Origin of the sequence: Pseudomonas sp. RL_5y_Pfl2_73 (assembly GCF_963970515.1) — a bacterium.
Classification (GTDB): Bacteria; Pseudomonadota; Gammaproteobacteria; order Pseudomonadales; family Pseudomonadaceae; genus Aquipseudomonas.
Genome location: NZ_CAXAPD010000011.1, coordinates 131269 through 157750, shown reverse-complemented (window position 1 = coordinate 157750; position 26482 = coordinate 131269). Strand labels below are relative to the sequence as shown.

Below are 26482 nucleotides of genomic sequence, written 5' to 3'. Positions count from 1 at the left end.
TATTTCGCAGTTGCATCTATAGCGAGCTACTGTATAAACCGCTCCATATCAAACCGCGCCATCGAGAAAGAGGATCCCGGACGTGGAAGAAATAATCGAACAATTGCGTGAAGCCAACGAGCCCGTACCGGTCCCGCTGGAGTTGCCCGACGAAGACTTGCTGGTAGAGATCGAAGAGCAGCTGTTCATCGATATCCCATTCGTCTTCAGGGAATTTTTGCTGACCGTCAGCGATGTCGTCTATGGCAGCCTGGAACCGGTGACCGTCACCGATCCACAGTCCCACACCTACCTGCCGGATGTGGCCGCCAATGCCTGGGATGCCGGCGTCGACCGCAGCCTGATCCCGATCTGCCAGGACGGCGACGATTATTATTGCGTCGAAGAAGACGGCACTGTGGTGCTGTGGCAGGCCGAAGAAGAACTGATCGCCGAAGAGACCTGGGAGTCGGTCTGGCACTGGGCCCGGGACGTCTGGCTGGAAAGCTGAGCCCCACCGCCGCTCAGTGCCCGGACGAGTCCTTGTGGTTGTCCAGGGTTTCAAGCAAGGCCACCTGCATCCGCGTATGCAGGCGGATGAACCAGCGCCATAGCAGTGCCGCTACGGCAGCCGCCACCACGGCGATCAGCACGAGCAACTTGTTGGTCGGCAGAATGCTGGCCGACAACGCTGCCAATAGCAGGAAAATCACCAACAGCGAGAGAATCGGGATCACTTCGGCAATCACCCGACGCACGCGCTGGGTATGGCGACCAGCCATTTCCGGTTTCACGCTCATCTCCGCCAACAGCATCGACAGTGCCTTGAGCTTGCGATAGGCGGCGATCAGGAACGGTAGCGACAGCAACAACGCCCCGCCCCAGATCAATGCTTTCTGCCAGCTCGGGTCGCTTATCCATACTTGCAGGTAAGCCGATATCCGCTCGGCGAAATAACCGCTCGAAACAAAAATCGCGATGACCAGCGCCAGGTTGACTCCAACCTGCAGCACAATCCGCCGGACCATCTGCGCCACCATCGCCCCTTCGCCGTGGGGCTGGATGCTGCGCAGCCATTCGCCATACATCCCCAGCACCCGCGTCAACCGTTGCGGCATGACCGTCGCCAACTTGACGGACAGCGGGTCGGCGGCCCGGATCAGGTACGGTGTCAGCAGTGTGGTCAACACCGAGACGGCGACCGCAACCGGATATAGGAAATCGCTGGTGACCTGCAGGGTCATCCCCAACGACGCGATGATGAAGGAAAATTCGCCGATCTGCGAAAGGCCCATCCCAACGCGCAGCGAGGTGCGTCCGTCGTTGCCGGCGATAAAGGCACCGAGGCCGCAGGACAGCATCTTGCCAACTACAACTGCACCCGTGATCACCGCAATCGGCCAGGCGTGCTGCAGCAATATCGCAGGGTCGAGCATCAGCCCGATGGCGACGAAGAAAATCGCGCAGAACAGATCGCGCACCGGCTCCACCAGCCGCTCTATTTTCAGCAGTTGCCGGGACTCGGCCATGATCGCACCGATCAGGAACGCCCCGAGCACCATGCTGTACTCCAGCTTCACCACCAGCAGGCAGAAGCCGAAACACAAACCCAACACGGTAATCAGCAGCATTTCGTTGCTGTCGAACTTCGCCACGTAGGCCAGTACCCTTGGCACCAGCAGAATGCCGACGACCAACGCGACGATCATGAACAACGACAACTTGCCCACCGTGGAAAACACCTCGCCAGAGCTCACGGTGCCGCTGACGGCAATGCTCGACAGCAAGGCGATGATGCCAATACCGAGGATGTCCTCGACGATCAACACCCCGAAAATCAGCTGGGCGAAGCGTTCGTTCTTCATCTTCAGGTCGTTGAGAGCCTTGACGATGATAGTGGTGGAGGAAATGGCCAGGATCGCGCCGAGGAACAGCGAGTCCATGGTGCTCCACTCGAACCAGCGGCCGATTTCATAGCCGATCCAGATCATCAGCACGATTTCGAGGAACGCCGCGATGAAGGCCGTGGCCCCGACCTTGAACAGTTTGCGCAGGCTGAACTCCAGGCCCAGGCAAAACATCAGGAAGATCACCCCGAGCTCGGCCAGGGTCTTGATTGTGTCTTCGTCGTGGATAAAACCGAACGGTGGCGTATGCGGGCCGATGATGAAGCCGGCCACGATATAGCCCAATACCACCGGCTGCTTGAAACGATGAAAGAGTAAGGTCACCAGCCCCGCTGCCATCATGATAATTGCCAAGTCCTGAATGAAGCTGATGGCATGCATGTCGGGGCTCCCTGTTCAAAATGGCTCACTGCAGAGTTGGAGAAATCCATTTCCTCTGTAGGAATTGCCCTCGCAACGGGTTTTTGAAGGGTAACACCGCGACTTCCGACAAAAAGACGATGCAATATATGGAAACAGATCCATCGGCGCGTGACGGCAACCACAGGTGCAGCGTCCCGATATCGGTGGCTTTTAAAACCTGGTGACCTGTTCGCAGGCCACTGCCCAGCACCCGCAGAGGTGCACTCCCGAATGACTGCCTTGAACCGTGAGTACGTTATGGAACCCGGAAACGCCCAGCTGTCGATGACGGTATTGATGACCCCCGATATGGCCAACTTCTCTGGCAATGTCCATGGCGGCACCTTGCTCAAATACCTCGACGAAGTCGCCTACGCCTGCGCCAGCCGCTATGCCGGGCGCTACGTGGTGACCCTGTCGGTTGACCAGGTCATCTTCCGTGAGCCGATTCATGTCGGTGAGCTGGTGACCTTCCTGGCATCGGTGAACTACACCGGCAACACGTCGATGGAAGTGGGCATCAAAGTCGTGACCGAGAACATTCGCGAACGCTCGGTGCGCCACACCAACAGTTGCTTCTTCACCATGGTAGCGGTGGATGACCAACGTAAACCCGCAGCCGTGCCGCCCTTACAGCCGCAAAACAGCGAAGCAAAGCGCCGCTACGAACAAGCCCAGCAGCGCCGGCAGATTCGCCAGGAGCTGGAAAAGCGTTACCAGGACATCAAGGCAGACGGGCCTTAATCGGCCACAGAAACAAATGTGGGAGCCTGCTCGCGATGACAGCATTATCCAGCCTGTCACACCGCTATCGCGAGCAGGCTCGCACACATGGATTGGCGCTGTTTGATCAAATACTGATCGGCACTGCCTCGAACCGTACCCGTGGATGGGCGATCCGGTCCTGGGCGCGGACCAGTTCCAGCTCATAGCTGGTGCAGGCCTGGGTTTCCAGCAGCACTTCATGCACCGCCGCGGCAGTGAATTCCAGGGCCGCCACCAGGCTGTCCCCTAACAGTATCCGCGCCAGGAACAACCCCGAGGTCAGGTCACCCACGCCCACCGGATGACGTGGGAAAGCCAGCAGTGGACGGCGCAGGTGCCAGCTACCGTCGGCAGTCACCAGTAGCATTTCGAAGCTGTCATCGGGCTTGCCAGGGTAGACCAGGTGCTTGACCAGCACCGCCTTCGGTCCACGGGCCAGCAACGCCCGGGCCATGGCCAGGCAGTCGAGCAAGGACTGCGCCTTGCGTCCCGAAAAACTGTCCAGCTCCAGTTGGTTCGGGCACATGAGGTCCGCCACGGCAGCGGCTTCTTCCAGGAGAAACTCACTCACCTCGGGCGCCACGATGCAGCCCTTCTCTGGATGTCCCATGACCGGGTCACAGAGGTACAGCGCCTTGGGATTGGCAGCCTTGATCCGCGCCACGCCCGTCAGAATCGCCCGCCCCTGAGCCGCGCTACCCAGGTAGCCGGACAACACCGCATCGCAATGACCCAGCTCACCGATCGCCGCAATGCCTTCTACCAATGCCGGTATCTGCTCTGGCGCAAGCACTTCACCGGCCCATTGACCATACTGGGTGTGATTGGAAAACTGCACGGTATTGAGCGGCCAAACGTTCACTCCGACCCGCTGCATCGCAAACACTGCGGCGCTATTGCCAGCGTGACCGAACACCACGTGGGACTGAATGGCAAGCAGATGAGGCGTACGTTTCATGCGGGAAGTTTCCGTAAAACGATTGAAATTCAAGCCGCGCAGTATGCGACTAAACGCAGCCTGTACGACAGACCGGCGAGGCAGTTAAGCTGGCAGCAACTTGTTGGAGCACTTAGTTCATGCTGACCCTTGGAAACATTTTCGTGCTGATGCTGCTGGCTACCGGCGGTGCCTGGCTGTGGCACAACCATGGCTTGCGCGAACGGGCGTTGGCGAGGGTCATGCAGCATTGCACCAACCTCAAGATCGAGTTGCTGGACGGCAACGTGGCGCTGAAAAAACTCGGTTTTGTGAAGGACGCCAGCGGACGACGACGGCTGGCACGCGTCTACACCTTCGAATTCACCGTCACCGGTGAAAGCCGCCATTCAGGCACCATCACCCAGTTTGGCGCCCACAGCGCGCACATCGAACTGGCGCCCTACCCGATGCCCTTCGAAGAAACACCGACCCCCTCCATTGAACCGGTCCAAACCAGGCCCAGGGCTGAAGTCATCGAGTTGAGCCAGTGGCGCCAGGAACACAACAAATGGAAGCCTTGAAACAGGGCTGACTCAGCAACACCGACAAGTCGCCAACCCGGCTTGCAGGCGATCAACGTCTTGCCGCTGATCGAAAATCAGCTCGATCCGAGAATCCTGGCGCCACTCACTGGCTTGCCAGCCCAGTGCCGTCCCCTCCAGCGCATTGGCTGAAACCCAGCCGTCGACACTGCGGATAACCATCTTCGCCCGCCTCCAATCCTGGCCTTGCAGCCATCGCGTCAGTGCCGCTGCGTCGAATTGCTGGCTTGGGTGCCAGCGCCAACCAATACTCCAGCCACCTTCCTGCTGCTGATACAAGCAAATCGGCAGCGTCGGCTCGGACCAAATGGCCGGTACCTGCCCCAGGCTCTTGGGCAGCTTCAAGTTATCCACAGCCCCGCTGCCCCGAGTTGCAAGGCCAGGCAATTGCTCGATCGGCAACGCAGCCTGTTGTGTCCAGTACAACGCACGTCCTGAGAGTTGCGCCGTCAGTCGTTGGCGATCGGCTTGTGTGAGGGTCTCGGACTTGTTCAGCACCAGCAGTCCGGCATCCGCCAGGGTCTGTCGCTGCGCGTCGGGTATAGGCTTGCCGTCCACCATCGCCCGGGCATCCAACACCAACACACAGGGTTGCACCGCTAGCACGCCGAGCCATGGCGCTTCGCACAGTTGCCGAAGCAACTGTGCGGGATGACCCAGGCCCGAGGGTTCGATGAACAGCCGATCCGGCCGGGCCTTGCGCAGCAAACGCCCAAGACCGATCTGAAACGGCGCGCCGTTGACGCAGCACAAGCAGCCACCGGCCACTTCGCCCAGTGCGATACCATCGCCGGCCTGGGTCAGCAGCGCGGCATCCAGGCCGATCTGACCGAACTCATTGATCAGCACCGCCCAACGCTCATTGGCCGGGCGCTGGGCCAGCAGATGCCTGATCAGGCTGGTCTTGCCGGCACCCAAGGGACCGGCGATGACATGGGTGGGAATGTGCTGCAACATAATCGACGGCTTTCGATGGAGGTGAACATGCGAATGATCGGCTGGTTGTTACTGGCACTGACGTCGAACCAGGCTCTGGCCCAGGCTTGTGTGGTTCACAGCCAGGCGGAACGGCTGGATGTGAAAGTCTGCCAACAGAACCGCAACATCCCGCAGAAGCTGTTTGCCGATGGTTTCTGCCAGCCAAACCTTGCCGGCCAGAAAGTCGAAGTGCAATACGTCGATCATTGCCCTGGCGGCGCGTTCGGCGTTTGCAGCAACGCCCAGGTCGCCAATATGCCTTACCACCAGGATATTCACTATTACGGCGTGGCGACCGATGCCGCTTATCTGCGGCCATTTTGCGAAGGGCAAAGCCAGGGCACCTGGCTCAAGCCTTAAGCCAGCCAATCCAGCGTGAGAATCAATCGACGCTGTCCCAGCGCAGGCTCCGGTGATCGATGGATCAGGCCAAGGCCTTCGTTACCGTGCCATTTTTCGCCTTTAAGCAAACCCACATCGCCGCAACGAAACTGCTGGATCACGCGCGGATCACTGGGTTCAGCCTCAGGCTCGGCAAGTCGTCGACGGTCCATTGCACCTTCCTCGAGCCACTGGCTGCCAACGCCCGCATAGGTGGTCAGCAGCCGCACCGGCACGTGGTCAACGTGAAAGCGCGGGCACATCGCCTTGTCCAGCGCGCGCAGGCGCAGGCCAACACGTTGGGCACCCAACAGGCAGGCAAACGCACTGACCAGCCAGGAGACATCAGCGATAAAGCCTTCATAGCCTTGCAGATCGCTAAAGCCTGCGGCCAGGCCTCGCAGCGCTGGCAGGGTGTCTTCTGCTGGCAAGTCGAGCACCCGTGATTCGGCCAGCGGTTGGTCCATCGCCAGCACCATGGACGCAAAGTCGCTGATGTGTGCAGGAAGCTGCCGCTGCCAGACCGCCAGGTTAGTGCCGTCGTCCAGGATCTGCGTAAATACCCCTGGCGTATCACCTTGGACCTGGCGTGCCTGCGCTGCCCTTTTTAGACTGGACGCCAGCATCACGCCGCGACCTCGTCATGCCACGAGCCGAACGGATCCGGCAACAACCGCCAATTTTCAACACCGAGCGCCATCTCCGCATCGGTGAGCAGGCAAGCGTCCAGTTCGGCGGTGAGCTGGCCGAAGTCGATGTCCTGACCAATGAAGACCAGCTCCTGACGGCAATCGCCTGTGGCAGCAAGCCAGTTCTTCATGATCGCCGCTGTACTTTCCTCATCTTGCGGCCATTGGTTTTTCGGCACGAATCGCCACCAGCGCCCGGCGAAGCCATGCCGCATCAAGCCTCCGGCCTGGGACCAACTGCCCGCCTCCTCAGGTTTGCTGGCCAACCAGAAGGAACCCTTGGAGCGCAGGAGTTTGCCATTGAGCCATGGACGGTCGATAAAATTGAAAAACCGCTCGGGATGAAACGGCCGATGAGCCCGATAGGCGGTGGAGGCGATGCCATATTCCTCGGTTTCTGGGACGTGCTCCCCACGCAGTTCCTGTAGCCAGCCAGGGGCCTGGGCGGCGCGTTCGAAGTCGAAAAGGCCTGTGTCGAGGATTGTGCTCAGCGGCACCTGTCCCATGACCATGGGGAGGATCTGCGCCTGGGCGTTGAGGCGCTGCAGAATCACGGTCAACTCTTCCCGATCATGCTGGCTGATCAGGTCGATTTTGCTGATCAAAATCACGTCGGCAAACTCGATCTGTTCGATCAGCAGGTCGGTGATCGAGCGTTCATCGTCCTCCCCCAGGGTTTCACCCCGTGACGCAAGGCTTTCAGCGGCCTGGTAGTCCAGCAGGAAATTCACCCCATCGACTACCGTCACCATGGTGTCGAGCCGCGCAACATCGGCCAGGCTTCGGCCTTCTTCGTCACGAAAAGTGAAGGTTTCTGCCACTGGCAACGGTTCAGAAATGCCTGTGGATTCGATCAACAAATAATCGAAACGCCCTTCCCTGGCGAGTTGCCCGACTTCTTCGAGCAGGTCCTCGCGCAACGTGCAGCAAATGCAGCCGTTGCTCATTTCCACCAGTTTTTCTTCGGAACGACTCAAGGTGACATCTCGCTGGACTTCGCCGCCATCGATGTTGATCTCGCTCATATCGTTGACGATCACCGCAACTCGCAGATTGTCGCGATTACGCAGAACATGGTTGAGCAGCGTGCTTTTACCGGCACCGAGAAATCCGGAAAGAACGGTCACGGGAAGACGATTGGGCATCAGGTATATCCTCATCGGGCGGCCGCTTCGACTACGGCTCGTTTTCAGGGTTTGACTAGGTTCAGGGGCATGGTGCTTTTTATGTTATAGTATAACAACACAATTCAACCAGCCCCGACGCCCTTCATGGTTTGAGATCACTCCATGCGCAATCATCTGAAATTCGTATTGGCGAGCCCGTTGCTGCTGTGGGTGTTAAGCGCGTCGGCCCAAAGCCCGCTCCTGGCGACCTGCACCCGCAGTGCAAATTTGCTGGCGTGCGTGGACATTCAGGGCAATGCCTACAGCGTCGCAGCGGCGGGAAACACCATTTATTTGCGAGGATTTGAAGCGGCCAGTCGTCGTTATTGGGCGCAAACCAATAGCCGTTACGGTCAGCTCACTTTTTTTACTGGCTTGGCATCGGATGGAGAAAGTTGGGTCGGATACAGCCGGCGTGTGGGTTGGACGAGCCTCAATCGTTTTTCGAGTTCTGGTGGTAGTGCGGGCGTATTTGTATGCGGACGCCTGAACGGTTGTCAGGACTCATCGCGCTGATGTTTCACGTGGAACATGGACGCTTGGGGAGATGAAACGCCCTTCATGGAAAAGGTTTCTTTAAATTAGTCGTTATACTATAACATCTAATTTTTAACCTTCGATGGACCTAGACCATGAACGCGTCAACCCTGCCCGACATCGCTGCGCAGGCTTCACGTCAAACCCTGCCCCTAGATTGGGTGGGCATGTGTGGCATCGCAACGCCGGTGCTGATTGACGGCCAGCGTCTCAGTGCAATGGCCGATGCAGGTGTCAGCCTGGATGACGGTGAGGCGCGCGGCATTCACATGTCACGCTTATACCTGGCGCTGGAACTACTCGAAGAGACGACGCTTTCGCCAGCGTTGTTGCGCCGAGTCCTCCAGCAATTTCTCGATAGCCATGAAGGCATGTCCCACTCGGCATCGCTCAGTCTGCATACCGATCTGTTGCTCAAGCGTCCGGCACTCATCAGCCCGCTGGAGGGTTGGAAGCGCTACCCGGTGAGCATCGAAGCCCACTTAAAAAACACCGTGTTCCACGTGGAACTGAAAATCCAGATTGCTTATTCCTCGACTTGCCCTTGTTCGGCCGCACTTGCCCGGCAATTGATCCAACAGCAGTTTGTCGACGACTTCGCTAACAAAAAACTTGAGCACGCCGAAATCCTGGCCTGGCTAGGTTCATCGAACGGCATTGTCGCCACCCCTCATAGCCAACGCAGTACGGCGACCCTGAGCCTACGCCTGAACACCGATACCGACGATTTACCGCTACTGTCGTTCATCAACAAAGCCGAAGCGACCCTTGGCACCGCTGTGCAAACCGCCGTCAAACGCGCCGATGAACAAGCCTTCGCCCTGGCCAACGGCCAAAACCTGATGTTCTGCGAAGACGCCGCGCGGCGATTAAGCACGGCCTTGAGTCGGTCACCCGACATCGTTGCCCTGAATGTGCGCGTCGTTCACGCCGAAAGCCTGCACGCCCATGACGCCGTGGCGCAAAGCCGCTGGACCCGGGACGCATCATGATCAACTGCCAAGCGCTGCGCTGGGGTGCACCCGGACAACCCCTCACTCCGCCCCTCGCGATGCAGCGACCGGCCGGCAGTCTCACCGCCATCATCGGTGCCAACGGCTCGGGCAAAAGCAGTCTGTTGAAAGTGCTCGCGGGATTGCAGAAGCCGCTCTCCGGCAAAGTCACCTTGGATGTTTCACGCCGTGGTGGGGTTTCGTTCATGCCGCAGCAGCAACATTTGGATCGGCAATTTCCCATCCGTTTGCAAGAGTTGGTGGCTGTCGGTTCCTGGGGTAGTCGACACACGCCAGCCATGCGAAGGCAAGCGCTCCAGACCGTACTGGCCGACTGGGCGCTAACCGGTCTCGAACATCGTCCGTTAATGGCGCTGTCTGGAGGTGAGCTGCAACGTGCCCTGCTCGCTCGCCTGAGCCTGGCCGAAGCGCCATTGCTGTTGCTCGACGAACCCCACGCCGCCCTCGATGAACAAGGCCAGACGCTGCTGTGGAAACACATTCATCGCTGGCATGCTGCGGGCAGAACCGTCGTGGTGGTATGCCATGATCTGGCAGCGGTCCGCCAACATATCCCCCATTCGCTGCTGATCAGCAACACGGGCTGCGTGCTGGGCCGCAGTGTCGACTTGATCGCTCAACAACCCCAGACGTGGGTGGCCTGATGCTTGCGGCCACCCATCTCTGGCAACCGTTTCAAGAGTTTGTCTTCATGCGCAGGGCCTTGCTTGGCGGCCTGGTGCTGGCGTGCAGCACGGCGCCGTTGGGCGTGTTCTTGATTCTTCGGCGCATGAGCCTGATTGGTGACGCCGTAGCGCACGGCATTCTGCCGGGTGCCGCCCTGGGTTTCTGGTTTGCCGGGTTGAGCCTGCCGGCCTTGACCGTTGGCGGTCTGGGTGCGGGCCTGAGCATGGCTGGGCTCGCCGCCTGGATTACCCGACGCACTGGCCTGCGGGAGGACGCCAGCCTCGCGGCGATTTATCCCATTTCCCTGGCCGCCGGCGTATTGATCCTCGGCATGGCCGGTAAACGCCTGGACTTGCTTCACTTGCTGTTTGGCTCGGCCCTGGCGGTAGATGGCCCGACACTCACCGGCATGCTCTGGGTGTCCGGCGCCAGCCTGTTGGCAATGGCGTTGATTTATCGACCGTTGCTGCTCGATACGCTGGACCCGCTGTTCCTGCAAACCGTCAGTCGTCTCGGCCCATTGGCCCATGGCGTGTTCCTGACCCTGGTGGTGTTGAACCTGGTGATCGGCTTCCAGGCCATCGGGGCGCTGATGGTGGTCGGCCTGATGATGCTGCCGGCCGCCGCGTCGCGATTCTGGAGCCGTCGCCTGCCACTGCTGATGCTGATCGCGGCGCTGCTTGGTTGCCTCTCGGTGTGGCTTGGCCTGTTGTTGTCCTTCTATTACTCAGTGCCCAGCGGGCCGTCCATCGTACTGGTGGCGGGCGCGTTGTACCTGCTGTCGGTGGTATTCGGTCCGGTGCACGGTTTGCTGCACCGCCCACCTTTACTCACATCCCAATGAGGTGTTTCCCGATGCGCGTTCTGCTCGTGCTAATCAGTCTGATGCTGTCCATGTCCCTGTCCGCCGCCGAAAAGCTGCAGGTGGTGACCAGCTTCAGCATCCTCGCCGACATGACCCGACAGGTCGGCGGTGAGCATATCCACATCACCAACATGGTCGGGCCGGACGCCGATGCACACACCTACGAACCCACGCCAGACGACGCCAAGGCATTGCTCAAGGCAAAACTGATCATCAAGAATGGACTGGGCTTCGAGCCATGGTTGGATCGCCTGGTGACCAGCACTCAAACCGCTGCTCCGGTGATCAGCGCCAGTCGTGGCGTCATCCCGCGTTCACTGGATGAGGATGGCGAGACCGTTCCCGACCCGCACGCGTGGCACAACCTGGCGAACGCCGAGCTGTATGTCAGCAACATCACCAAGGCATTGGAAGCTGCCGACCCGGCCAACAAAGCCGACTACGAACGCAACAGCCAGGCGTATCTGAAGAAAATCTATGCCCTGCTCGCCGAAGCCAAGGCCAAGCTCGGTGCACTGCCTGCCGGTAATCGCAAGATCGTGACCTCCCATGATGCATTCGGTTACCTGGGCCAGGCCTATGGCATCGAGTTCATGGCGCCCCGGGGTTTATCCACCGAACGTGAACCGTCGGCAGCAGAAGTCGCGGCGCTGATTACCCAGATCCGTCAGGCGAAGGTAAAATCGGTGTTCATGGAAAACATCAAAGATGCACGCCTGCTCAAGCAGATCGCCGACGAGAGCGGTGCCCACATCGGCGGCACGCTGTACTCCGATGCACTCGCGGCCAGCGGACCGGCCAGCACCTTTACCGGTCTGTTCGAATACAACCTCAATACCCTGTATGAGGCGCTGAGTCGGCCTTGATAGAGCATTGTGGGAGCAATGCCTCCCACAGGCTCACCAAGCGACTACTTCAAATGAGCTTCAAGCCCTCGGCTTGACCGTTCCGCAATCCTGACCCAGCCACACCGCGCGAGTGTCGAGGCTGCCGTTCTGCTGGATGCCGGTGGCATTGAACGTGCCGTTGACCTTGGTGGTGAATTCACGATCACTCAGGAACGTCGCGACGCCATTACCCTGGGCTTTCGGACAACTGAAGCGAAACTTCCACTGATTGCCGGTACGCTCAGTGATCTGCTGCTTGCAACCCGATTGCGGGTCTTGCAGCGGAATGTCATTGCTTTGCACCTGCGCCGGGGTCAGGCAGACACGGATGCCCTTGCCGCCCATGGTGATGCCCTGCTTTTCCAGCATCGCCCGTTGTTGCGCAGTCATCTGGTTCTGCACCTGGCCCAGGATCAGTTGCAGGTCCGGCAGGTTCTGGTTATCGACCTTCATGTTGCTGGTGGTCAACTCCCACAAACCCGGCTGGAGCATCTGCGCCTGAGCCGCCATCGGAACCGCCAACCCCATTGCCAAGGCCACACCCAGCAGACGAACATTCATCGCATAAACTCCAGAGGACAAGTGGCCGTTAGACGCCGCCCACAGGCTTCGGTTCAAGCCCGGGACGCGTGAATTAAATAGCGACATTCGCCATGGAACATGGTCTGTTAAGCATTGAAACTTCCGGAGCAAGAATGCCCCATGGATTATTTCGGCCCGCATGTTTTCGGTTACCTGATCGCGCTGCTCCACACCCTGGGTTCCATCGCCGCCGTCCACGCCGTCTTAACGGTGCGCACGGCCCAAGGCTCGATTGCCTGGGCCCTGTCGCTGCTGTTCATTCCCTACCTGACGTTGATTCCTTACCTGGTTTTCGGGCGCAGCACCTTTGATGGCTACATCAAGGCGCGCCGACAAGCCAACAAAGAGATGCGCAAGGCGATCTCCGAGCTGAACTGGCGGCCGTGGGTGGAAGAGGCTTTGACCGCCCGCGCTTCCCAGGCCTACGACTCGTTACGGGCCATGCCCAAGCTGGGGCGCACACCGTGCCTGGCGAACAATCAGGTGCGCTTGCTCGTCAATGGGCAGGCCACGTTCGAGGCAATCTTCCAGGCCATCGATAACGCTCGGCAGGCCGTGCTGATTCAATTTTTCATCATCCACGACGACCGCCTCGGCCTACGCCTGCAGACCCTGCTGCTGAAAAAAGCCGCCGAAGGCGTGGCGGTGTATCTGCTTTATGACCGTATTGGTAGCCACTCCCTGCCCCACCGCTACGTCCAGGTGCTGCGCGACGGTGGCGTCCACGTTAAAGCCTTCGCCACCCGCAGCGGCTGGCTCAATCGGTTCCAGGTCAACTTTCGCAACCACCGCAAGATCGTGGCGGTGGATGGCGTTCTTGGCTTCGTCGGCGGGCACAACGTGGGCGATGAATACATGGGCGAAAAGCCGCCACTGGCGCCGTGGCGCGACACCCATGTCGAAGTCTGCGGCCCGGTGGTGGGGAGTATGCAAGAGTCGTTTGCCGAGGACTGGTTCTGGGCCGCTCGTTCGCTGCCACCGCTGATCCTGCCAGACACCTATCCGGACGACGGTGTGCTCTGCCAGTTGCTGACCAGCGGCCCGGCCGACGCCTACGAAACCTGTTCGCTGTTTTTCGTCGAGGCTATTCATGCGGCCAGCGAGCGCGTCTGGATCACAACACCTTACTTCATCCCTGACGAAGCGGTGTTCGCGGCGTTGCGCCTGGCGGTACTGCGCGGGGTGGATGTGCGCATCCTGCTGCCCTCGCGGCCAGACCACAGGATCGTCTACGCCGCGTCCAGCCTGTATGCGTTTGAGGCAGTGCGGGCCGGTGTGCGGATGTTCCGTTACGCGCCGGGCTTCCTGCATCAGAAAGTGGTGTTGATCGACCAGGAAATCAGCGCCATCGGCAGTGCGAACCTGGACAACCGTTCGTTCCGCTTGAATTTCGAAGTCATGCTGCTCACCGTGGATATCCCGTTCGCCACCGAGGTCGAGCAGATGCTTGAGCAAGACTTCGCCCAAGCCGTGGAAATCGACAAACAGGAAAGCCGGGAGACCCACCGCCTGCAGAAGATCGGCATGCGGATCGCCCGGCTTATCTCACCGATTCTCTAAGGGGTGTAGATGTCGTCGCGGGTCCAGGGCAACTCATGGCTACCGTCGGCGTGGGCCTTCACCGCCAGGATCTGGTGCAGATTGATCCAGCCCTTGGCGAACGCGTAGGCACAGCCCGCCAGGTACAGACGCCAGATCCGCAGCGCCTGTTCCGGCACTTCCTTCGCGGCGGTCTCAAGATTGTCCTCCAGGCGTTCACTCCAATGATCGAGCGTGCGCGCGTAATGCAGGCGCAGGCTTTCCACGTCGACGATCTCCAGCCCCGCGTCACTGATCTGGGCAGAAATCATCGACAGGTGCGGCAGCTCACCGTTGGGGAACACATACTTCTCAATGAATTCACCGGCGCCACGGCCAACCGGACGACCGTCGATGTGCTTGGCGGTAATGCCATGGTTCATCACCAAACCGCCCTCACGCACTGCGCCGAACAGCGTCTTGCAGTATTGCTCGAGATTAGCGTGGCCGACATGCTCGAACATGCCAACGCTGACCACTTTGTCGAAGCGACCGTCCTGGGGCAAATCGCGGTAATCGAGCAATTGCAATTCGACCAGATCCTCCAGGCCTTCAGCGTTGACCCGCTCCCGAGCCAACGCCAACTGCGCTTTGCTCAGGGTAATCCCGAAGACTTTGGCACCAAACTCGCGCGCAGCGTAACGGGCCAGACCGCCCCACCCACAACCGACATCCAGCAAGTAATCACCCGGCTGTAATCGTAGCTTGCGGCACAAGTGGCGGAATTTGGCTTGCTGGGCCTGTTCGAGGGTTTCGCTGCCCGTCTCGAAATAGGCGCAGGAGTAGGCCATGTCACTGTCGAGCCACAGCTGATAGAACGCGTTGGAAAGATCGTAGTGATAGGAAATCGCCTTGGCGTCGGTTTCCTTGTCGTGGAGCGATCGTAGCGGCGGATTGTCGGCGTCATCCTCGACCAAAGCCTGGCTCAATTCATCGCAGACACGAATGACTTCGTGAATCGAACCTTCGAGTTCCAGCTTACCTTCGACGAAGGCCGCTCCTAGCGCATCCAGGCTGGGATGGGTGAATTGCGCGACCATTTGTGGGTCCTTGACCACGATCGTGACACTGGGGTCGTCACCCAGTGAAAACTCATGGCCATCCCAGAGTCGCAGCCGAAGCGGTAGATGCAGATTCTGTAAGGCCGGTGGAAGTTGCGCGAGCATGAAAAATCCCCCTCGTTTCAGACGTCTGAAAATGAGGGTAGACCATCATAGAAAAATAGCAGGCTATCGAATTTATAGCCTTTCTCTATCACTGTCCCAAATTCACTCCTTGTGCCGGGTAGCGCCAGTATGGGTACCCCCTCTCCAACAGAGACTGCAAGGGTGACGCACAGTTCGCCAAGGGTTATCCAACGGTTCCCTTCGCTTGGATTTTCAAGAGTGGCTCCTGAAACCGCAACAATCGCCCCGCATTACCTAACACTAGCAGGGTACTGAGATTGTGCAGCAATGCAGCGATCATCGCCCCTGCCGCACCAAGCCAGCCGAAGGCGGCAAAAGCGACGATTGCCAGCGTCCAACCCAGGCCAATGATCACGTTAACCTGCAACGTGCGCCTGCATTGGCGGCTCAATCGGACGCAGGTGCCGAGGCGGCGCAGGTCACTGCCGATCAGCACGATGTCTGCCGACGCCAGGGCGATGTCTGCACCGCCTGCGCCCATTGCGACACCCACCACCCCGGCCTTGAGCGCCAGGGAATCGTTGATGCCATCGCCCACCACCATGGGGCGGAACCCATGGTCGATTTCGGCCATGACCCGTTTGAGTTTGTCCTCCGGCAGGGCCTGGGCTTGCAAATCGCCGATGCCGACCTCCCGGGCCAGGGTCGTGGCCACGCTCTGGCGGTCGCCGGTCAACAGCAATTGACGTCCCAGGCCCAGCTCGCGCAGCTCGGCCATGGCAACCCGCGCCTCCGGCTTGATACTGTCGGCCAACAACAGCCAGGCGAGGAATTGCCCGTCCAGGGCCAGGCCGGCAATCGGGCCGTCGTGCTCGGGGACCACTGACGTTTGAATGCCCAGCAGTGCAAACAACTCCGGCCGCCCGAGCGCCGCTTCGCCTTGGGCGGTCATCGCGACCACCCCCAGACCCTGGCGTTCATGGATGTCCGTCAGCGCCAGGCAGCTTTCCTGATCCACCAGCCCCGCCAACGCACGACTGACCGGATGACTGCTGGCCGAACCGAGGCTGGCAGCTAAAGGTAGCAGCAACGATGGGGGAGCAGCCTGAGCATGTTCGATGGATTGCAGACGCAGGACGCCGTAGGTCAGCGTACCGGTCTTGTCGACAACCAACGACGTCAGGTCCGCCAGTTCTTCCAGGAAGGCCGAGCTGCGAATCAGGATGCCGTGTCGCGCCGCCACCGCGATCCCGGCAATGGCAGTGGCCGGTGCCGACAGCACCAATGCACAAGGACAGGCGGCGACCAATACCGCCAGCATCGCCTGGGCATCGTTGGTCACGAACCAGGTCACCGCCGCCAGCAACAACACCAGTACCAGGTAACTGCCGGCGTAGCGTTCCAGCAAGCGAGTGATGGGAGGCTTGGAGCGTTCGGCGTTCTGCATTAGGGCGATGACCTTGCCCAAGGTGGACTCTTCGCCGATACGGGCCACTTCCAGGCGCAGCAGGCCATCGAGGTTGATCGCGCCACCAAAGACTTCAGTGCCTACCACAGCCTCCAACGGCACCGACTCACCCGTGATAGGCGCGGTGTCGAGGCTGGCCTGGCCGGACAACACCCGACCATCGGCCGGTACCCGGTCGCCAGCGCGCACCTCCACGACATCGCCGGGCTGGAGCATTGCGTTGTCGACATCGATGATAGAACCGTCGTTTTGTACCTTGCGACATTGGCTGCGGGTGAGTTGGCCAAGGGCATGGATCGCCTCTTGGGAGCCAATGACACTGCGCTCTTCCAGCACATGCCCGAAGATCATGATGATCGGTAACAACGCCGCCGTCAGCAGATCGCCGGTGGCCCAGGCACCGAGCATCGCCAAGGCGATGAGTTGGTCGGTAATCCCGTGTAGGCTCGGATAGCGCAAGCTGTACCAGGCCGAACGCATCACCGGCACGGCCACCAACAGCGAGGCGAACCCCAACAGCAGTTGGCTGACACCGCTCTGCTCCGGCGACCAGCCGCGCCATACCAGGCCCAATGCGAGCAAGCCGAGGGCGAGCATCGCCAAGGTCAGTTGCCGGGCGGCGATACGCTGTTCCGCCGAGGACAACATCGGTGCAGCGCTGGCTTGGGCAGTCATTGTCCGGCTCCCTGGATGATCAGGTGGGCATCGTCTTTCGGGTCGACCGTGGTCACTGAACCGGCCTGGCGAAGGATGGCAGGCAGGCGTTCGCGATACAGGCGTAGCAGCATTTGTGGATCGCTGCCTTGGGTCTTCGCCAGGCCCAGCACCGTGGCCGTGTCGGCCGAAGCCTTGGCGAGTCGTTCGCTGGCCTGGGCATGGGCGACTTGCACGGCACGGTCGGCGTCTTGGCGGGCGGCCTGGGTGAGTTTTTCGGCTTCGGTGCGCGCATTGGCCACGGCTTTATCGGCCTGCTGGCTGGCTGTCAGTACCGCGTTAAAGGCACTGACCGTCGCCCCCGGTAAACTCGATTGCACATCGACCCGCACCACTTCGATACCCAACCCCTGCCCTGTCGCGGCCAGGTCAGCCAGGCGTCGGTTAAGCCCCTGCACCAGATCACCACGCAAGCGTTCGCGGCGTTCGGCCGCCTGGTTGTCGCTGCCCATCAGTTCGGGGCGAGCCACCAGAATGGTGTCCAGGTCCCGGGCCGCAGTCAGGGCTAGCGCACTACGGGTTGCCAGCCGGTCCAGTGCCGGCAGGACATGTTCACCTTGCAAGACGAAGGCGTACGGGGCGGTGACCTTGTAGAACACCCGCACATCCAGTTGCACCACGCCGGCATCACCGGTCAATAAATAACCGGAGCCGGCCAACGCATCGCTGACCGGCGTGGCGAAACTGGCAACACGGTCGGCCTGCAGCGCTGCATCCGAGCGCAGCAGATTTTCCACCCGCCGCTCAAGCACCCTATCCGCAGCGGGCAGCAAAACCACTTGTTCCACAGGACGAGGCCACGCCAACAAAAGGCCGGCATTCTGGATGCGATCCAAGGCGCCAAAGTGCAGCACCACCGCGCGATTCTGCGGATCGATCTGCCGCACGTTGGAAAAGACCCAGGCCAACGCCGCCAACACCGTGACGGCATAAAGCGCTAAGAACGCCAGGCGCCCGGCCTGGATCCACGGGCTGGATAACTGGTTTGTTCCACGTGGAACCAAACTCATGGTTGTGTTCCACCTTTGCCTTCCACGGAACCAGGACCGTCCACCAGGACACGGAATGGCGCCGCATCGGTGCGCAAAATAAGCTTCGTGCCGGGGCTGACGATGGTGCCCAAGGTGTCCAGCGAACGGAGCAGGTTGTAGAGCTGCGGAGAACCGGCGTATGCCCGACCATAAATTTCAGCCGCTTCTACTCGCGACTGCGCTTCGATATCGGCGGCTTTCACCGTGGCATCGGCTTGCATCACTCGCGCATCACGTTCTGCGGCGGAGCGAATCTGCGCCGCTTCGCGCTTGCCGATGGCCGTGCGTTCAGTGGCGATGGTCTCACGCTCCGCGCGCATGCGATCCACCGTTGCGGTCAGCGTCACCGAAGGCAAAGTCAGGCGCTCGATGCCAACTTGCAACACACGCACGCCATAAGTGGTGAGCAACTGTTGCTCGATCTGCTGACGCAGTTGGGCTTCGAAATCGGCGATGTGCACTTGGCTGGCATCGGTGTTGACCAGGTTCGCCAGGTCAAAACTGGCGGCTGTGGTTTCCAGCGCCGAGCCGACGAATGTGCGGATCTGCCGGGCGGCTTCGTCCGGTTGGTTCTGCACCGCGCGCATGAAACGCTGCACGTTTTCGGGGTCACCCTGCACCTGCCAAGCCACGTAGGCCTGGACGATGATCCGCAGCCCGTCACGGGTGCCGACATCCTGCAGGCCGCTTGACGTGGTGCGCAACCGCAGGTCCACCGCAATCGCCGCCTCGAACGGTGCCGGCCAGCGCCAACCCAAGCCAGGTTGCAGCAGCACCCGCGCCGGATTGCCGAAACGGGTGATGACTGTGGCCTCCCCCGAACGCACTTGCACCAGGCTTGCGGCCGCAACGGCAAACGCCACCAGCAGCGCCGCCCAACCCATCCGCCGCCACGGGAACGGACCGGCTTGCTGCGGATCGCCATGATGGTGGTGGTGATGGCCAGGGTGATGACCGGCATGGCCGTGATCGTGACCCGCGTGGTCGTGGTGATCGTGTGAAGAGGACTGGCTCAATGGGCAGCTCCTGGCGGGACAGGGTTACGCGGCGACGTGGGGTCTGCCGGCAGCGTGAAGGTACGCAAGTCGATGCTCGGCGCGTTGCCGTTACCGCCCAAGCGATGGTCGAGAATCAGCAACCGGGCATTGGCGAGGCCCTGGCTCAGTTGGCCCAGGTAATGCTCCAGCACAAAAGCGTGCCCCGCCGTGGCGTAAGCTTTGCGCTCGGCATTGAAGCGCAGGTCGGCGGCCTGGGCAGTCGCGTTGATTTCCCGGGCGGTGGCAGTCGCCTGGTCATGGGCGACGCTGGCTTGCAATTGCGCCTGGTTGGCCTGTTCCGCCGCCGCGCCACGCTCTCGGGCGATCAATGCCTGGGCGCCGATCTGCGCCGCCTGCACGCCGTGGTAAGCATTGGCCGCACCGGCCGGCGGATGAATCGCCTCCACAACCGTCGCCAGGATTTCCACACCGCTATCGAGCGATTGCAAATCAGCCTGGACAGCGCGACCGATCTCGTCGGCGAGGCTGACACGGTCCGCGCCGAGCAAACCATCCAGTGTGCGCGACGCAAACTCATGCACCAGGAGGCGGCTGGCGGTGCTGCGGATCAGCGTTGGCACATCGGCGCTGTTGTAGGTCGCCGCTAACGCCGCGGCGTCCGTCAGGCCGATGCGGTAGACAAAGCGCACATCCATATTGACGATCTGGAAGCTCTGCTGGTCGGCACGACGACTGGCAATGACCTGGGACTTGTCGTTCACATGGCTGGCATCCCACAACCGATTAGCGATTGCCGGGGCCGGTCCTTCCGCCGGTTCAGCCTCGACCGCTGCCCGGCTCTCCACGAGGCTGGTCGCCAGTTCATGCACAACACCATTCTCGACGTTGAGCACCCTGCCCCACGGCCAGGGCAACGCGACATGCAAGCCCGGACCGAACACCTCTACCGGTTTGCCAAAGCGCTCATAGATGCCACGCCCCTGCAGCGACACTTCGTGCACACCCGTCAACAACCAGCCCACCAGCACCACCAACGCCAACACTGGCAAAAAAGCCCGGCGCATGTAGCTGAAGGCCCAGATCTGGCGCAGGTCGATGCCAAAACGGTTGTGCAGTTCATGTCCCAAGGCCAGCAACGGTTGCGGCGGCCAGCGCAGCAGATCGGCGATGACACTGCGGCCCAGCAACGTCGGTTCCAGGGTATCCCGGCGCGGGATGAATAACGACAACACGGCGCGCAGCAAAAACTCGGCCGCCACCACGCCCGGCAACAGCCCCATCAGCACGGCCAGGCGCATCGGCCAGAGGGACGTTTCTGCAGCGAACAACAAGCACAAAGCGCCGAGCACCAGCACGATGATCGCCACCCGCGTCAATTGCGCCAGCGGCGTCGCTTCCGGCCATTCCACGGGGGATTGCTGGGCTAATTGCCGCTCAAACACCAATAGCCCGAACGCCAACAATAACGACAGCACCGCCCCCACACTGGCCGAGACACCGAGGGCGGTAGCCGGCAGTTGCAAGTTCCAGGCTTGTTCCAGGCCCAGCAATACCAGCACTGACCCACCGGCCAACCACAACGCAGGCGCACCGATTTGCTTCAGCAGGCCGACCCCGCGAGCGCCGATTCGCTCCAGCAGCCGCTCATACCAACCCAGGTTATCAACAGGCGCGTTTTCCGCCGACAAGTTACCCACAGCCGGCAGCAGCGCCCTGCTACGCCACTGCGTGACCCACCAAGCCGATTGCAAACCCGTCACCAGCACCAAGAGTCCCGCGCCTTGGCTGACCAGCAAAACCGGCCACAACGATTGCGGCGAAAACACCCCGATAAAAAACGCCAGCACCAGGCCCACGCCCACCACGCTTCCCAGGGCGAAGGCGATCTGCTTCAGACGGCGCCCCTGAAACGAGGCGCGCTGAAAACGCGGCCATTCGGCCACCTGTCCCCCCTCGACATCAAGATCGACTTGCATACCACCCCAGCATTCGTGGCGATCAAAATCCGGGCCCGTGGACAGACGCCACCGACGCTTCGTTAGACGCCGTTACCTTATAACGATTACTGTGAAATTTCCGTTTTGAATTCTTCATGCCAAGGCCGGTACCGGCTCCTTGACTTAAGCCTTGACCGAAATCTCTGGAAACGCTCATATTACGTTCATAATTTTTTATCAGGCCAGTGGGAAAACAGCGATGAGCAACTACGACGTGATCATTCTGGGCGGCGGACCCGGCGGGTATAACGCGGCGATTCGGGCCGGGCAGTTAGGGTTGAAAGCCGCCTGCATCGAAGGCCGAGCCACCCTGGGCGGCACCTGCCTGAACGTCGGCTGCATGCCCTCCAAGGCCTTGCTGCATGCCTCGGAACTGTACGAAGCCGCCACAGGAACGGAATTCGCCAACTTGGGCATTGACGTCAGCCCCACCCTCAACCTTGCGCAAATGATGAAGCAAAAGGACGAAAGCGTGGCCGGCCTGACCAAGGGCATCGAGTTTCTGTTTCGCAAGAACAAGGTCGACTGGATCAAAGGCTGGGGCCACATCGACGGGCCCGGCAAGGTGACCGTTACCGGCGAAGATGGCGCCAAGACCGAACTCAGCGCCCAGGACCTCGTCATCGCCACCGGCTCGGAACCTATGCCCCTACCAGGCGTAGCCATCGACAACCAGCGCATCCTCGACTCCACCGGTGCCTTGTCCCTGAGTGAGGTGCCTCGGCATCTGGTGGTGATCGGCGCCGGCGTCATCGGCCTCGAACTGGGTTCGGTCTGGCGGCGCCTGGGTGCCCAGGTGACCGTGGTGGAATACCTCGATCGTATTTGTCCGGGGGTAGATGGCGAGGCTGGCAAGACTCTGCAACGGGCCTTGAGTAAACAGGGCATCCAGTTCAAGTTGAGCTCGAAGGTCACGGGGGCCGCTACTTCAGCCAGCGGCGTGCAATTGCAGATCGAGCCGGCGGCGGGCGGCGAAGCACAGACCCTGGACGCCGATTACGTGCTGGTCGCCATTGGTCGTCGGCCTTACACACAAGGACTGGGGCTGGAGAACGTCGGGCTGAGCCCTGACCCGCGCGGCATGCTCGCCAACCAGCGTCACCGGACCGAAGCACCGGGCGTCTGGGTGATCGGTGATGTGACGTCCGGACCGATGCTGGCCCACAAAGCCGAGGACGAAGCCATGGTCTGCATCGATCAGATCGCCGGCAAGGCCGCCGAGGTCAACTATGCGCTGATTCCCAGCGTCATCTACACCCGTCCGGAATTGGCCAGCGTCGGCAAGACCGAGGAACAACTCAAAGCCGAAGGCCGCGCCTACAACGTCGGCAAGTTTCCGTTCACGGCCAACAGCCGGGCCAAGATCAACCACGAGACCGAAGGGTTCGCCAAGGTCCTGGCCGATGAACGCACCGATGAGATCCTTGGCGTGCACCTGGTGGGCCCGAGCGTCAGCGAGATGATCGGTGAATACTGCGTGGCCATGGCGTTCAGCGCCTCAGCCGAGGACATCGCCCTGACCTGCCACCCACACCCCACCCGCTCGGAGGCATTGCGCCAGGCAGCGATGAATGTGGAGGGGATGGCGACGCAGATGTAGGGGCAACGCAACACTGGAGTAAACACTTTTTGTGGCCAGCGATTGCTCCCACTGGAACGCACCCGTAGGAGCTGTCGAGAGCAACAAGGCGGCGATCTTTCCAAGACCCATTGAGTCCAGAGCGAAAGATCAAGGTCAAAAGATCGTCCGAACGCGGCCCGAGCCTTCGCCAGCGCCTACAGAGCCGAGCCAGCGCCAAGCTCTGGCCACATTCAACTTAATTGGCCGACATCCGCGCCTTGCGCCGGCGCCGGCTGATCAATCCCAACACCACCGCAACGACCAGCGCCACACCGCCCATTTGCAGCCAACCCTTGTAAGGTCGCAACATCGAACGAATCGGGTCCAAGGCCTGGGTCACGTAGCGTTTGTTCGCCTTGCTGAAGTCCGGTTCCTGGCATTGATGACCGAAGTCCCCGGCCCAATCCACATACGGGCCTTCCTTCACATAGCGTTGATACAGCGCGCTTTGCTCTTCAAGGCTGGAGTTGTACCCCACCGCTTTGCACAGCACCGCGGCAAAGGCCTGGCTGGTATGCGGCAAATAATCCGCCGCCTGACTCGCCAGCGCCGTGGCGACAAAGCGATAGTGATAACGCATGTCCGGCTGCGCCGCGCTGGCCTGCTGGCGTTTCACTTCGCCTTCGGCCAACAGCGGTCCGACCTTCAGCTCAACCGGTTCCAGGCTGTAGTTGCCTCCCAGGCTGGCGTAATCCGGCGCCATCTCATAGCCAAGCAGTTCCATGCCCCATTTACGCGCCATCCAGGACGCATTGAAATACGCCTCGGCCCGCCGGGTTGGCCACCATTTAGACTCCGCGTCCTGGCGCAATTGCCCATAGGCGCGGGCCTTGTTCTGCAGGTCCGCGTCATCGAAATAAGCCGGTGCCTCATCAAAGCGCCCTTCCCTCAGCAAACGACGACCCAGCAGGTTGCGCAAGCTCGCAGCCACCGGCAGCGGCCTGTAATTATCGCGATCCTCCTGGCTCAACGCCGGTGGCGCCGGGACTTGCGCGTCGACGTACTGTTTGAGTTCATCCACCGTGAGCACACGCTCGGCGACTGCGGCGGCGTCGTACCAATAGTTGCTCTGGCCGCGATAGAGCTGATCGAAGGCTTGCAGGTAATCACCGCGTTGCAAGGCCAGGATCGCGCTTTCACCTTCGACCCGGCACTTGGGTTGCACCGACTCGAAGTTCCAATCCGGTGTCCGCCGGCTGCCCCAGGATTCATCGTTCGGAAACGCCTGGGCAGCCTTGGCATAAGCCGCCGCCGCGGCCACTTTGTCGCCGTCGCGCAACGCCAGCTTGGCACGCACCCACCAGGTCAGGCCGGTGTCGGAGGCCTTTTGCACAAACGCCTGGGCGTTGGCGTAATCGCCGTGCTGGTAACTCACCGCCGCCAAACGGTCGGCATCGTCCAGGTTGTCCCGGGCGTTGGCTTGCAACAGTTCGAACAGCCTTTTCTCGCCAGTGGGTGCTTCACCGTCCCACCAGCCGACGCGGCTGAGCAGGTAGGCGGTGACCAATCGCTGCACCGCCCTGGTTTTGAGCAATTCGCTCAAACGTTCATCCGGTTGGACGCTCAAATCACCGGCCAATTGCAACAACGAGCTGTAGCCGACCGCAGATCCTTGCAGGTTCTGGATCGCGTACAGGTCGATGGCACTGTCCCAATCGTCAGCGGTGTAGGCCACCCGGGCTTCTTCGCCAAGGCTGGCGATGCCCAGTTCCAGCGGATCGCTGAAGCCGGCAATGCTCAACTCGCGGGCCTGGCGAAACGCCACTCGCGCCTGGTCCTGCAAGACCACGGGGTCGCCGCTGCCGGCCTCGGTGCTCACGGCGAACAAAGCCCGCCCCAGAGAGTACGCGGCCCAGGTGCTGCGCAACCGACGTTGGTCAGCCGGTAACGCCAGCAATTGCTGGAATGCTTCCACGGCGCGCTGATGCTCACCGACGTTAAAAGCCGCCGCACCAATCGCATACAAGCGCAGCTCATCAGGCAGATTGGCCGCCTCGGCTGCCACCTGATCGACATCGGTCAGGGCCCGCACGCGCTCCACCACCGCTTGTTGCGGCGGGGTCAGGCCGATCTGCTCGGCCTTGTTGCGTTGTTCAACGTAAGAAGGCAGGTCGTCATAGCTGTGGTCCGGGTTGCGCGTCGCCTCGCTGGCCGGCTTGAGCCCGGCAATCGTCTGGCCGAGGCGGCTGACCTCGAAGCGAAAGCTGCCTTCGGGCAATTCGGCCAGCGACTGGGCGCGGTTATCCAGCAGGCGCATCGGGAAATCCGGCCCGCAGGCCAGCGCCGGGCCCAGCGGCAGGCACAGGCTTAGACACAGCAGGTGACGAGGCCACTTACGGGTAAACATTGGAACCTCCTTGGTCGATTTTCGTACAGCGCGCCCAGCCGATTGCCCGGTGGCTGCCAGCAGCCAAGCGGCCTTCCTGAATGCGGGTGAAGGTAAGCAGTCCGGGGGTTTGTTGCAATGTATAACCGGCCAAGGCATCGACGCCGTCACACGCGCCCACAGTCAGCGTCAGGCGCTGGGGCCAGGGGCTGTCGAGATTGCCCTGGTTGACCAGGCGGATATCGTAAAGACCGTCCTGCTCCCCCCACTGCAACGCCAGGCGACTGTCCAGGTTGTCTCCCCGGGCGACGGCGCCGAGCGTGGTCAGGCTCCAGGCCCTTCGGTCGCCGGCCAGGGGCAGGCGAAACCAGATCAACCCAGCGAGATGCTTCGGCGGATCGGCACGCAAATCTGCCGCAAGCCCAGCCACTTGTTGCGGATCGACCAGCAGCTCCCGACGCTCGCCACCGCGATCGATCGGCACTTCACTTTCCACCACTGGCGCGCCGCTCTCCTGAGTCAACAGCGCCACGCCGTAGGCCGGCAGAGCCAGATAAAACGGCCGAGTGGTGACGTCGCTCCAGCGTTGCGCCCAGTGCCGGGACTGTTTCGGATCGAACAATCCCTGCCGTGGATCGTTCACCGCGTGGACCTGCAGTACGCTGCTGTCCACCGCTTCCAACAACCCCGGCAATGCTGGGCTGTCGAGCCAGGCCGGTAGTGCAGTAATGCTTAGCCGCACGCCGGCCGGCAGGACTTGCCGCAGTTGGCCGAGGAATTTTCCATAGGCCGGCAACCGGGCGTTGCCAGCATCGTGATCGATTTCTATCCCTACCGGGGTCAAGCCCTCGGCGTGCCAGTCGCCCAGCACCTGCTGGATTTGCGCGAATACCTCATCCTGGTCCAGGGCCTTGAGCTGGCCGTCCAGGCGAATCACCGCGATCAGCGGACGGCCGTCAGCCCTGAGCAAGGCCGGATCGATCCGCGCACGGCTCCAGCCCGCCCCGGGAAAAGCCTGCAGCGCCAGCACCCGCAGGCTGGAGAAATCGCCATGGCTCTGGCGCAGCGCCGGCTCGTGAGCCTTTGTCCATTGGCGCTGCCAGATATACAACTGTTGATCCAGGGCTGGGGGTGAAGCTTGTTCGCAGCCCCCCAAAAGCAACACGGCGAGGGCCAGGGAGAGCCGGAAAAGAAACGTCATGAAGCCTTACCACCCATAAAACCCGGCAGATTACGCCACTAGGATCCTGGCGAATACCTGTGGCGAGAAACCTTGCTACTGCT

Annotated in this window: 24 protein-coding genes; 11 read left to right on the top strand and 13 right to left on the bottom strand. The window is 61.0% G+C overall.

Translation table 11 applies throughout. The features are described 5' to 3' along the window. The first annotated feature begins 82 nt into the window (after positions 1–82). On the top strand, positions 83–490 hold the full coding sequence (locus tag AACY42_RS13385) for an SMI1/KNR4 family protein (protein WP_003187120.1): 408 nt from the start codon (positions 83–85) through the stop codon (positions 488–490). Between the two features lie 13 nt (positions 491–503). Here AACY42_RS13385 and AACY42_RS13380 read toward each other — a convergent pair whose 3' ends face one another. After that, the gene (locus AACY42_RS13380) at positions 504–2267 is read right to left on the bottom strand and encodes a cation:proton antiporter (protein WP_339479908.1); all 1764 of its coding nucleotides are present in this window, start codon (positions 2265–2267) and stop codon (positions 504–506) included. 279 nt (positions 2268–2546) lie between these two features. Between AACY42_RS13380 and AACY42_RS13375 the strand changes: the two genes are divergently transcribed. After that, entirely contained in the window at positions 2547–3032 is a 486-nt protein-coding gene (locus tag AACY42_RS13375; RefSeq protein ID WP_339479947.1) for an acyl-CoA thioesterase, read from the top strand. 106 nt (positions 3033–3138) lie between these two features. Here the strand turns inward: AACY42_RS13375 and pdxY are convergent, their stop codons facing one another. Next, complete coding sequence (gene pdxY / locus AACY42_RS13370) at positions 3139–4011, bottom strand: pyridoxal kinase PdxY (protein ID WP_339479907.1); 873 nt, start codon at positions 4009–4011, stop codon at positions 3139–3141. A 119-nt stretch (positions 4012–4130) separates the two neighbouring features. Between pdxY and AACY42_RS13365 the strand changes: the two genes are divergently transcribed. Further along, positions 4131–4553, top strand: a complete 423-nt coding sequence (locus tag AACY42_RS13365; protein WP_339479905.1) for a DUF3301 domain-containing protein — start codon at positions 4131–4133, stop codon at positions 4551–4553. A gap of 12 nt (positions 4554–4565) precedes the next feature. On the opposite strand, the gene AACY42_RS13360 is transcribed toward AACY42_RS13365, so the two are convergent. Next, entirely contained in the window at positions 4566–5531 is a 966-nt protein-coding gene (locus AACY42_RS13360; RefSeq protein WP_339479903.1) for a CobW family GTP-binding protein, read from the bottom strand. 27 nt (positions 5532–5558) lie between these two features. On the opposite strand from AACY42_RS13360, the gene AACY42_RS13355 reads away from it, so the two are divergent. Next, positions 5559–5912, top strand: coding sequence for an NADH:ubiquinone oxidoreductase (locus tag AACY42_RS13355; protein ID WP_339479901.1), 354 nt, complete (start codon positions 5559–5561; stop codon positions 5910–5912). On the opposite strand, the gene AACY42_RS13350 is transcribed toward AACY42_RS13355, so the two are convergent. Beyond that, positions 5909–6559, bottom strand: coding sequence for a DUF1826 domain-containing protein (locus AACY42_RS13350; protein WP_339479899.1), 651 nt, complete (start codon positions 6557–6559; stop codon positions 5909–5911). The two genes, AACY42_RS13355 and AACY42_RS13350, sit on opposite strands and share 4 nt — an antisense overlap. Beyond that, complete coding sequence (gene zigA / locus AACY42_RS13345) at positions 6559–7767, bottom strand: zinc metallochaperone GTPase ZigA (protein ID WP_339479897.1); 1209 nt, start codon at positions 7765–7767, stop codon at positions 6559–6561. The genes AACY42_RS13350 and zigA overlap by 1 nt, the downstream gene beginning before the upstream one ends. Before the next feature lie 144 nt (positions 7768–7911). Between zigA and AACY42_RS13340 the strand changes: the two genes are divergently transcribed. The 5 genes from AACY42_RS13340 (at position 7912) to AACY42_RS13320 (ending at position 11735) form a co-directional block, all read left to right on the top strand. Further along, positions 7912–8304: a glutamine synthetase gene (locus AACY42_RS13340; protein WP_339479895.1), complete on the top strand. Its 393-nt coding sequence runs from the start codon at positions 7912–7914 to the stop codon at positions 8302–8304. A 116-nt stretch (positions 8305–8420) separates the two neighbouring features. Continuing rightward, positions 8421–9317, top strand: coding sequence for a GTP cyclohydrolase FolE2 (gene folE2, locus AACY42_RS13335; RefSeq protein WP_339479893.1), 897 nt, complete (start codon positions 8421–8423; stop codon positions 9315–9317). Next, complete coding sequence (locus AACY42_RS13330; RefSeq protein ID WP_339479891.1) at positions 9314–9982, top strand: metal ABC transporter ATP-binding protein; 669 nt, start codon at positions 9314–9316, stop codon at positions 9980–9982. Before folE2 ends, AACY42_RS13330 begins: the two co-directional genes overlap by 4 nt. Next, positions 9982–10848, top strand: coding sequence for a metal ABC transporter permease (locus AACY42_RS13325; RefSeq protein WP_339479889.1), 867 nt, complete (start codon positions 9982–9984; stop codon positions 10846–10848). Before AACY42_RS13330 ends, AACY42_RS13325 begins: the two co-directional genes overlap by 1 nt. An 11-nt stretch (positions 10849–10859) precedes the next feature. Then, entirely contained in the window at positions 10860–11735 is an 876-nt protein-coding gene (locus tag AACY42_RS13320) for a metal ABC transporter substrate-binding protein (RefSeq protein ID WP_339479887.1), read from the top strand. A 60-nt stretch (positions 11736–11795) separates the two neighbouring features. Here AACY42_RS13320 and AACY42_RS13315 read toward each other — a convergent pair whose 3' ends face one another. After that, positions 11796–12317 carry a DUF3617 domain-containing protein gene (locus tag AACY42_RS13315; RefSeq protein WP_339479886.1) on the bottom strand — a complete coding sequence of 174 codons (522 nt, stop codon included), beginning with the start codon at positions 12315–12317 and terminating at the stop codon, positions 11796–11798. A 141-nt stretch (positions 12318–12458) separates the two neighbouring features. Between AACY42_RS13315 and cls the strand changes: the two genes are divergently transcribed. Beyond that, on the top strand, positions 12459–13898 hold the full coding sequence (gene cls / locus AACY42_RS13310) for a cardiolipin synthase (protein WP_339479884.1): 1440 nt from the start codon (positions 12459–12461) through the stop codon (positions 13896–13898). Here the strand turns inward: cls and cfaB are convergent. From cfaB to AACY42_RS13285, 5 genes are all read right to left on the bottom strand, one after another. Then, positions 13895–15082, bottom strand: coding sequence for a C17 cyclopropane fatty acid synthase CfaB (gene cfaB, locus AACY42_RS13305; RefSeq protein WP_339479882.1), 1188 nt, complete (start codon positions 15080–15082; stop codon positions 13895–13897). The two genes, cls and cfaB, sit on opposite strands and share 4 nt — an antisense overlap. Positions 15083–15266: 184 nt before the next feature. Further along, positions 15267–17186, bottom strand: a complete 1920-nt coding sequence (locus AACY42_RS13300; RefSeq protein WP_339479880.1) for a heavy metal translocating P-type ATPase — start codon at positions 17184–17186, stop codon at positions 15267–15269. Continuing rightward, positions 17183–18235 carry a protease modulator HflK gene (gene hflK / locus AACY42_RS13295; protein ID WP_339479878.1) on the bottom strand — a complete coding sequence of 351 codons (1053 nt, stop codon included), beginning with the start codon at positions 18233–18235 and terminating at the stop codon, positions 17183–17185. The genes AACY42_RS13300 and hflK overlap by 4 nt, the downstream gene beginning before the upstream one ends. Continuing rightward, positions 18232–19272 carry a protease modulator HflC gene (hflC, locus tag AACY42_RS13290; RefSeq protein WP_339479876.1) on the bottom strand — a complete coding sequence of 347 codons (1041 nt, stop codon included), beginning with the start codon at positions 19270–19272 and terminating at the stop codon, positions 18232–18234. Before hflC ends, hflK begins: the two co-directional genes overlap by 4 nt. Beyond that, on the bottom strand, positions 19269–21230 hold the full coding sequence (locus tag AACY42_RS13285; protein ID WP_339479875.1) for an SPFH domain-containing protein: 1962 nt from the start codon (positions 21228–21230) through the stop codon (positions 19269–19271). The genes hflC and AACY42_RS13285 overlap by 4 nt, the downstream gene beginning before the upstream one ends. A gap of 220 nt (positions 21231–21450) precedes the next feature. On the opposite strand from AACY42_RS13285, the gene lpdA reads away from it, so the two are divergent. Continuing rightward, positions 21451–22851, top strand: a complete 1401-nt coding sequence (lpdA, locus tag AACY42_RS13280) for a dihydrolipoyl dehydrogenase (RefSeq protein ID WP_339479874.1) — start codon at positions 21451–21453, stop codon at positions 22849–22851. A 217-nt stretch (positions 22852–23068) separates the two neighbouring features. On the opposite strand, the gene AACY42_RS13275 is transcribed toward lpdA, so the two are convergent. Together AACY42_RS13275 and AACY42_RS13270 are read right to left on the bottom strand one after the other, a co-directional pair. Further along, positions 23069–25219 (bottom strand): hypothetical protein, encoded by a 2151-nt coding sequence (locus tag AACY42_RS13275; protein WP_339479873.1) that lies wholly within the window; start codon positions 25217–25219, stop codon positions 23069–23071. Further along, the gene (locus AACY42_RS13270; RefSeq protein WP_339479871.1) at positions 25206–26399 is read right to left on the bottom strand and encodes a DUF3142 domain-containing protein; all 1194 of its coding nucleotides are present in this window, start codon (positions 26397–26399) and stop codon (positions 25206–25208) included. Before AACY42_RS13270 ends, AACY42_RS13275 begins: the two co-directional genes overlap by 14 nt. Positions 26400–26482: the final 83 nt, after the last annotated feature.

Excerpts from the sequence above, each read along its gene's own strand:
- AACY42_RS13380 (WP_339479908.1), bottom strand. The coding sequence starts at position 2,267 with ATGCATGCCATCAGCTTCATTCAGGACTTGGCAATTATCATGATGGCA.
- AACY42_RS13375 (WP_339479947.1), top strand. The coding sequence starts at position 2,547 with ATGGAACCCGGAAACGCCCAGCTGTCGATGACGGTATTGATGACCCCC.
- pdxY (WP_339479907.1), bottom strand. The coding sequence starts at position 4,011 with ATGAAACGTACGCCTCATCTGCTTGCCATTCAGTCCCACGTGGTGTTC.
- AACY42_RS13365 (WP_339479905.1), top strand. The coding sequence starts at position 4,131 with ATGCTGACCCTTGGAAACATTTTCGTGCTGATGCTGCTGGCTACCGGC.
- AACY42_RS13360 (WP_339479903.1), bottom strand. The coding sequence starts at position 5,531 with ATGTTGCAGCACATTCCCACCCATGTCATCGCCGGTCCCTTGGGTGCC.
- AACY42_RS13355 (WP_339479901.1), top strand. The coding sequence starts at position 5,559 with ATGCGAATGATCGGCTGGTTGTTACTGGCACTGACGTCGAACCAGGCT.
- AACY42_RS13350 (WP_339479899.1), bottom strand. The coding sequence starts at position 6,559 with ATGCTGGCGTCCAGTCTAAAAAGGGCAGCGCAGGCACGCCAGGTCCAA.
- zigA (WP_339479897.1), bottom strand. The coding sequence starts at position 7,767 with ATGCCCAATCGTCTTCCCGTGACCGTTCTTTCCGGATTTCTCGGTGCC.
- AACY42_RS13340 (WP_339479895.1), top strand. The coding sequence starts at position 7,912 with ATGCGCAATCATCTGAAATTCGTATTGGCGAGCCCGTTGCTGCTGTGG.
- folE2 (WP_339479893.1), top strand. The coding sequence starts at position 8,421 with ATGAACGCGTCAACCCTGCCCGACATCGCTGCGCAGGCTTCACGTCAA.
- AACY42_RS13330 (WP_339479891.1), top strand. The coding sequence starts at position 9,314 with ATGATCAACTGCCAAGCGCTGCGCTGGGGTGCACCCGGACAACCCCTC.
- AACY42_RS13325 (WP_339479889.1), top strand. The coding sequence starts at position 9,982 with ATGCTTGCGGCCACCCATCTCTGGCAACCGTTTCAAGAGTTTGTCTTC.
- AACY42_RS13320 (WP_339479887.1), top strand. The coding sequence starts at position 10,860 with ATGCGCGTTCTGCTCGTGCTAATCAGTCTGATGCTGTCCATGTCCCTG.
- AACY42_RS13315 (WP_339479886.1), bottom strand. The coding sequence starts at position 12,317 with ATGAATGTTCGTCTGCTGGGTGTGGCCTTGGCAATGGGGTTGGCGGTT.
- cls (WP_339479884.1), top strand. The coding sequence starts at position 12,459 with ATGGATTATTTCGGCCCGCATGTTTTCGGTTACCTGATCGCGCTGCTC.
- cfaB (WP_339479882.1), bottom strand. The coding sequence starts at position 15,082 with ATGCTCGCGCAACTTCCACCGGCCTTACAGAATCTGCATCTACCGCTT.
- AACY42_RS13300 (WP_339479880.1), bottom strand. The coding sequence starts at position 17,186 with ATGACTGCCCAAGCCAGCGCTGCACCGATGTTGTCCTCGGCGGAACAG.
- hflK (WP_339479878.1), bottom strand. The coding sequence starts at position 18,235 with ATGAGTTTGGTTCCACGTGGAACAAACCAGTTATCCAGCCCGTGGATC.
- AACY42_RS13285 (WP_339479875.1), bottom strand. The coding sequence starts at position 21,230 with ATGCAAGTCGATCTTGATGTCGAGGGGGGACAGGTGGCCGAATGGCCG.
- lpdA (WP_339479874.1), top strand. The coding sequence starts at position 21,451 with ATGAGCAACTACGACGTGATCATTCTGGGCGGCGGACCCGGCGGGTAT.
- AACY42_RS13275 (WP_339479873.1), bottom strand. The coding sequence starts at position 25,219 with ATGTTTACCCGTAAGTGGCCTCGTCACCTGCTGTGTCTAAGCCTGTGC.
- AACY42_RS13270 (WP_339479871.1), bottom strand. The coding sequence starts at position 26,399 with ATGACGTTTCTTTTCCGGCTCTCCCTGGCCCTCGCCGTGTTGCTTTTG.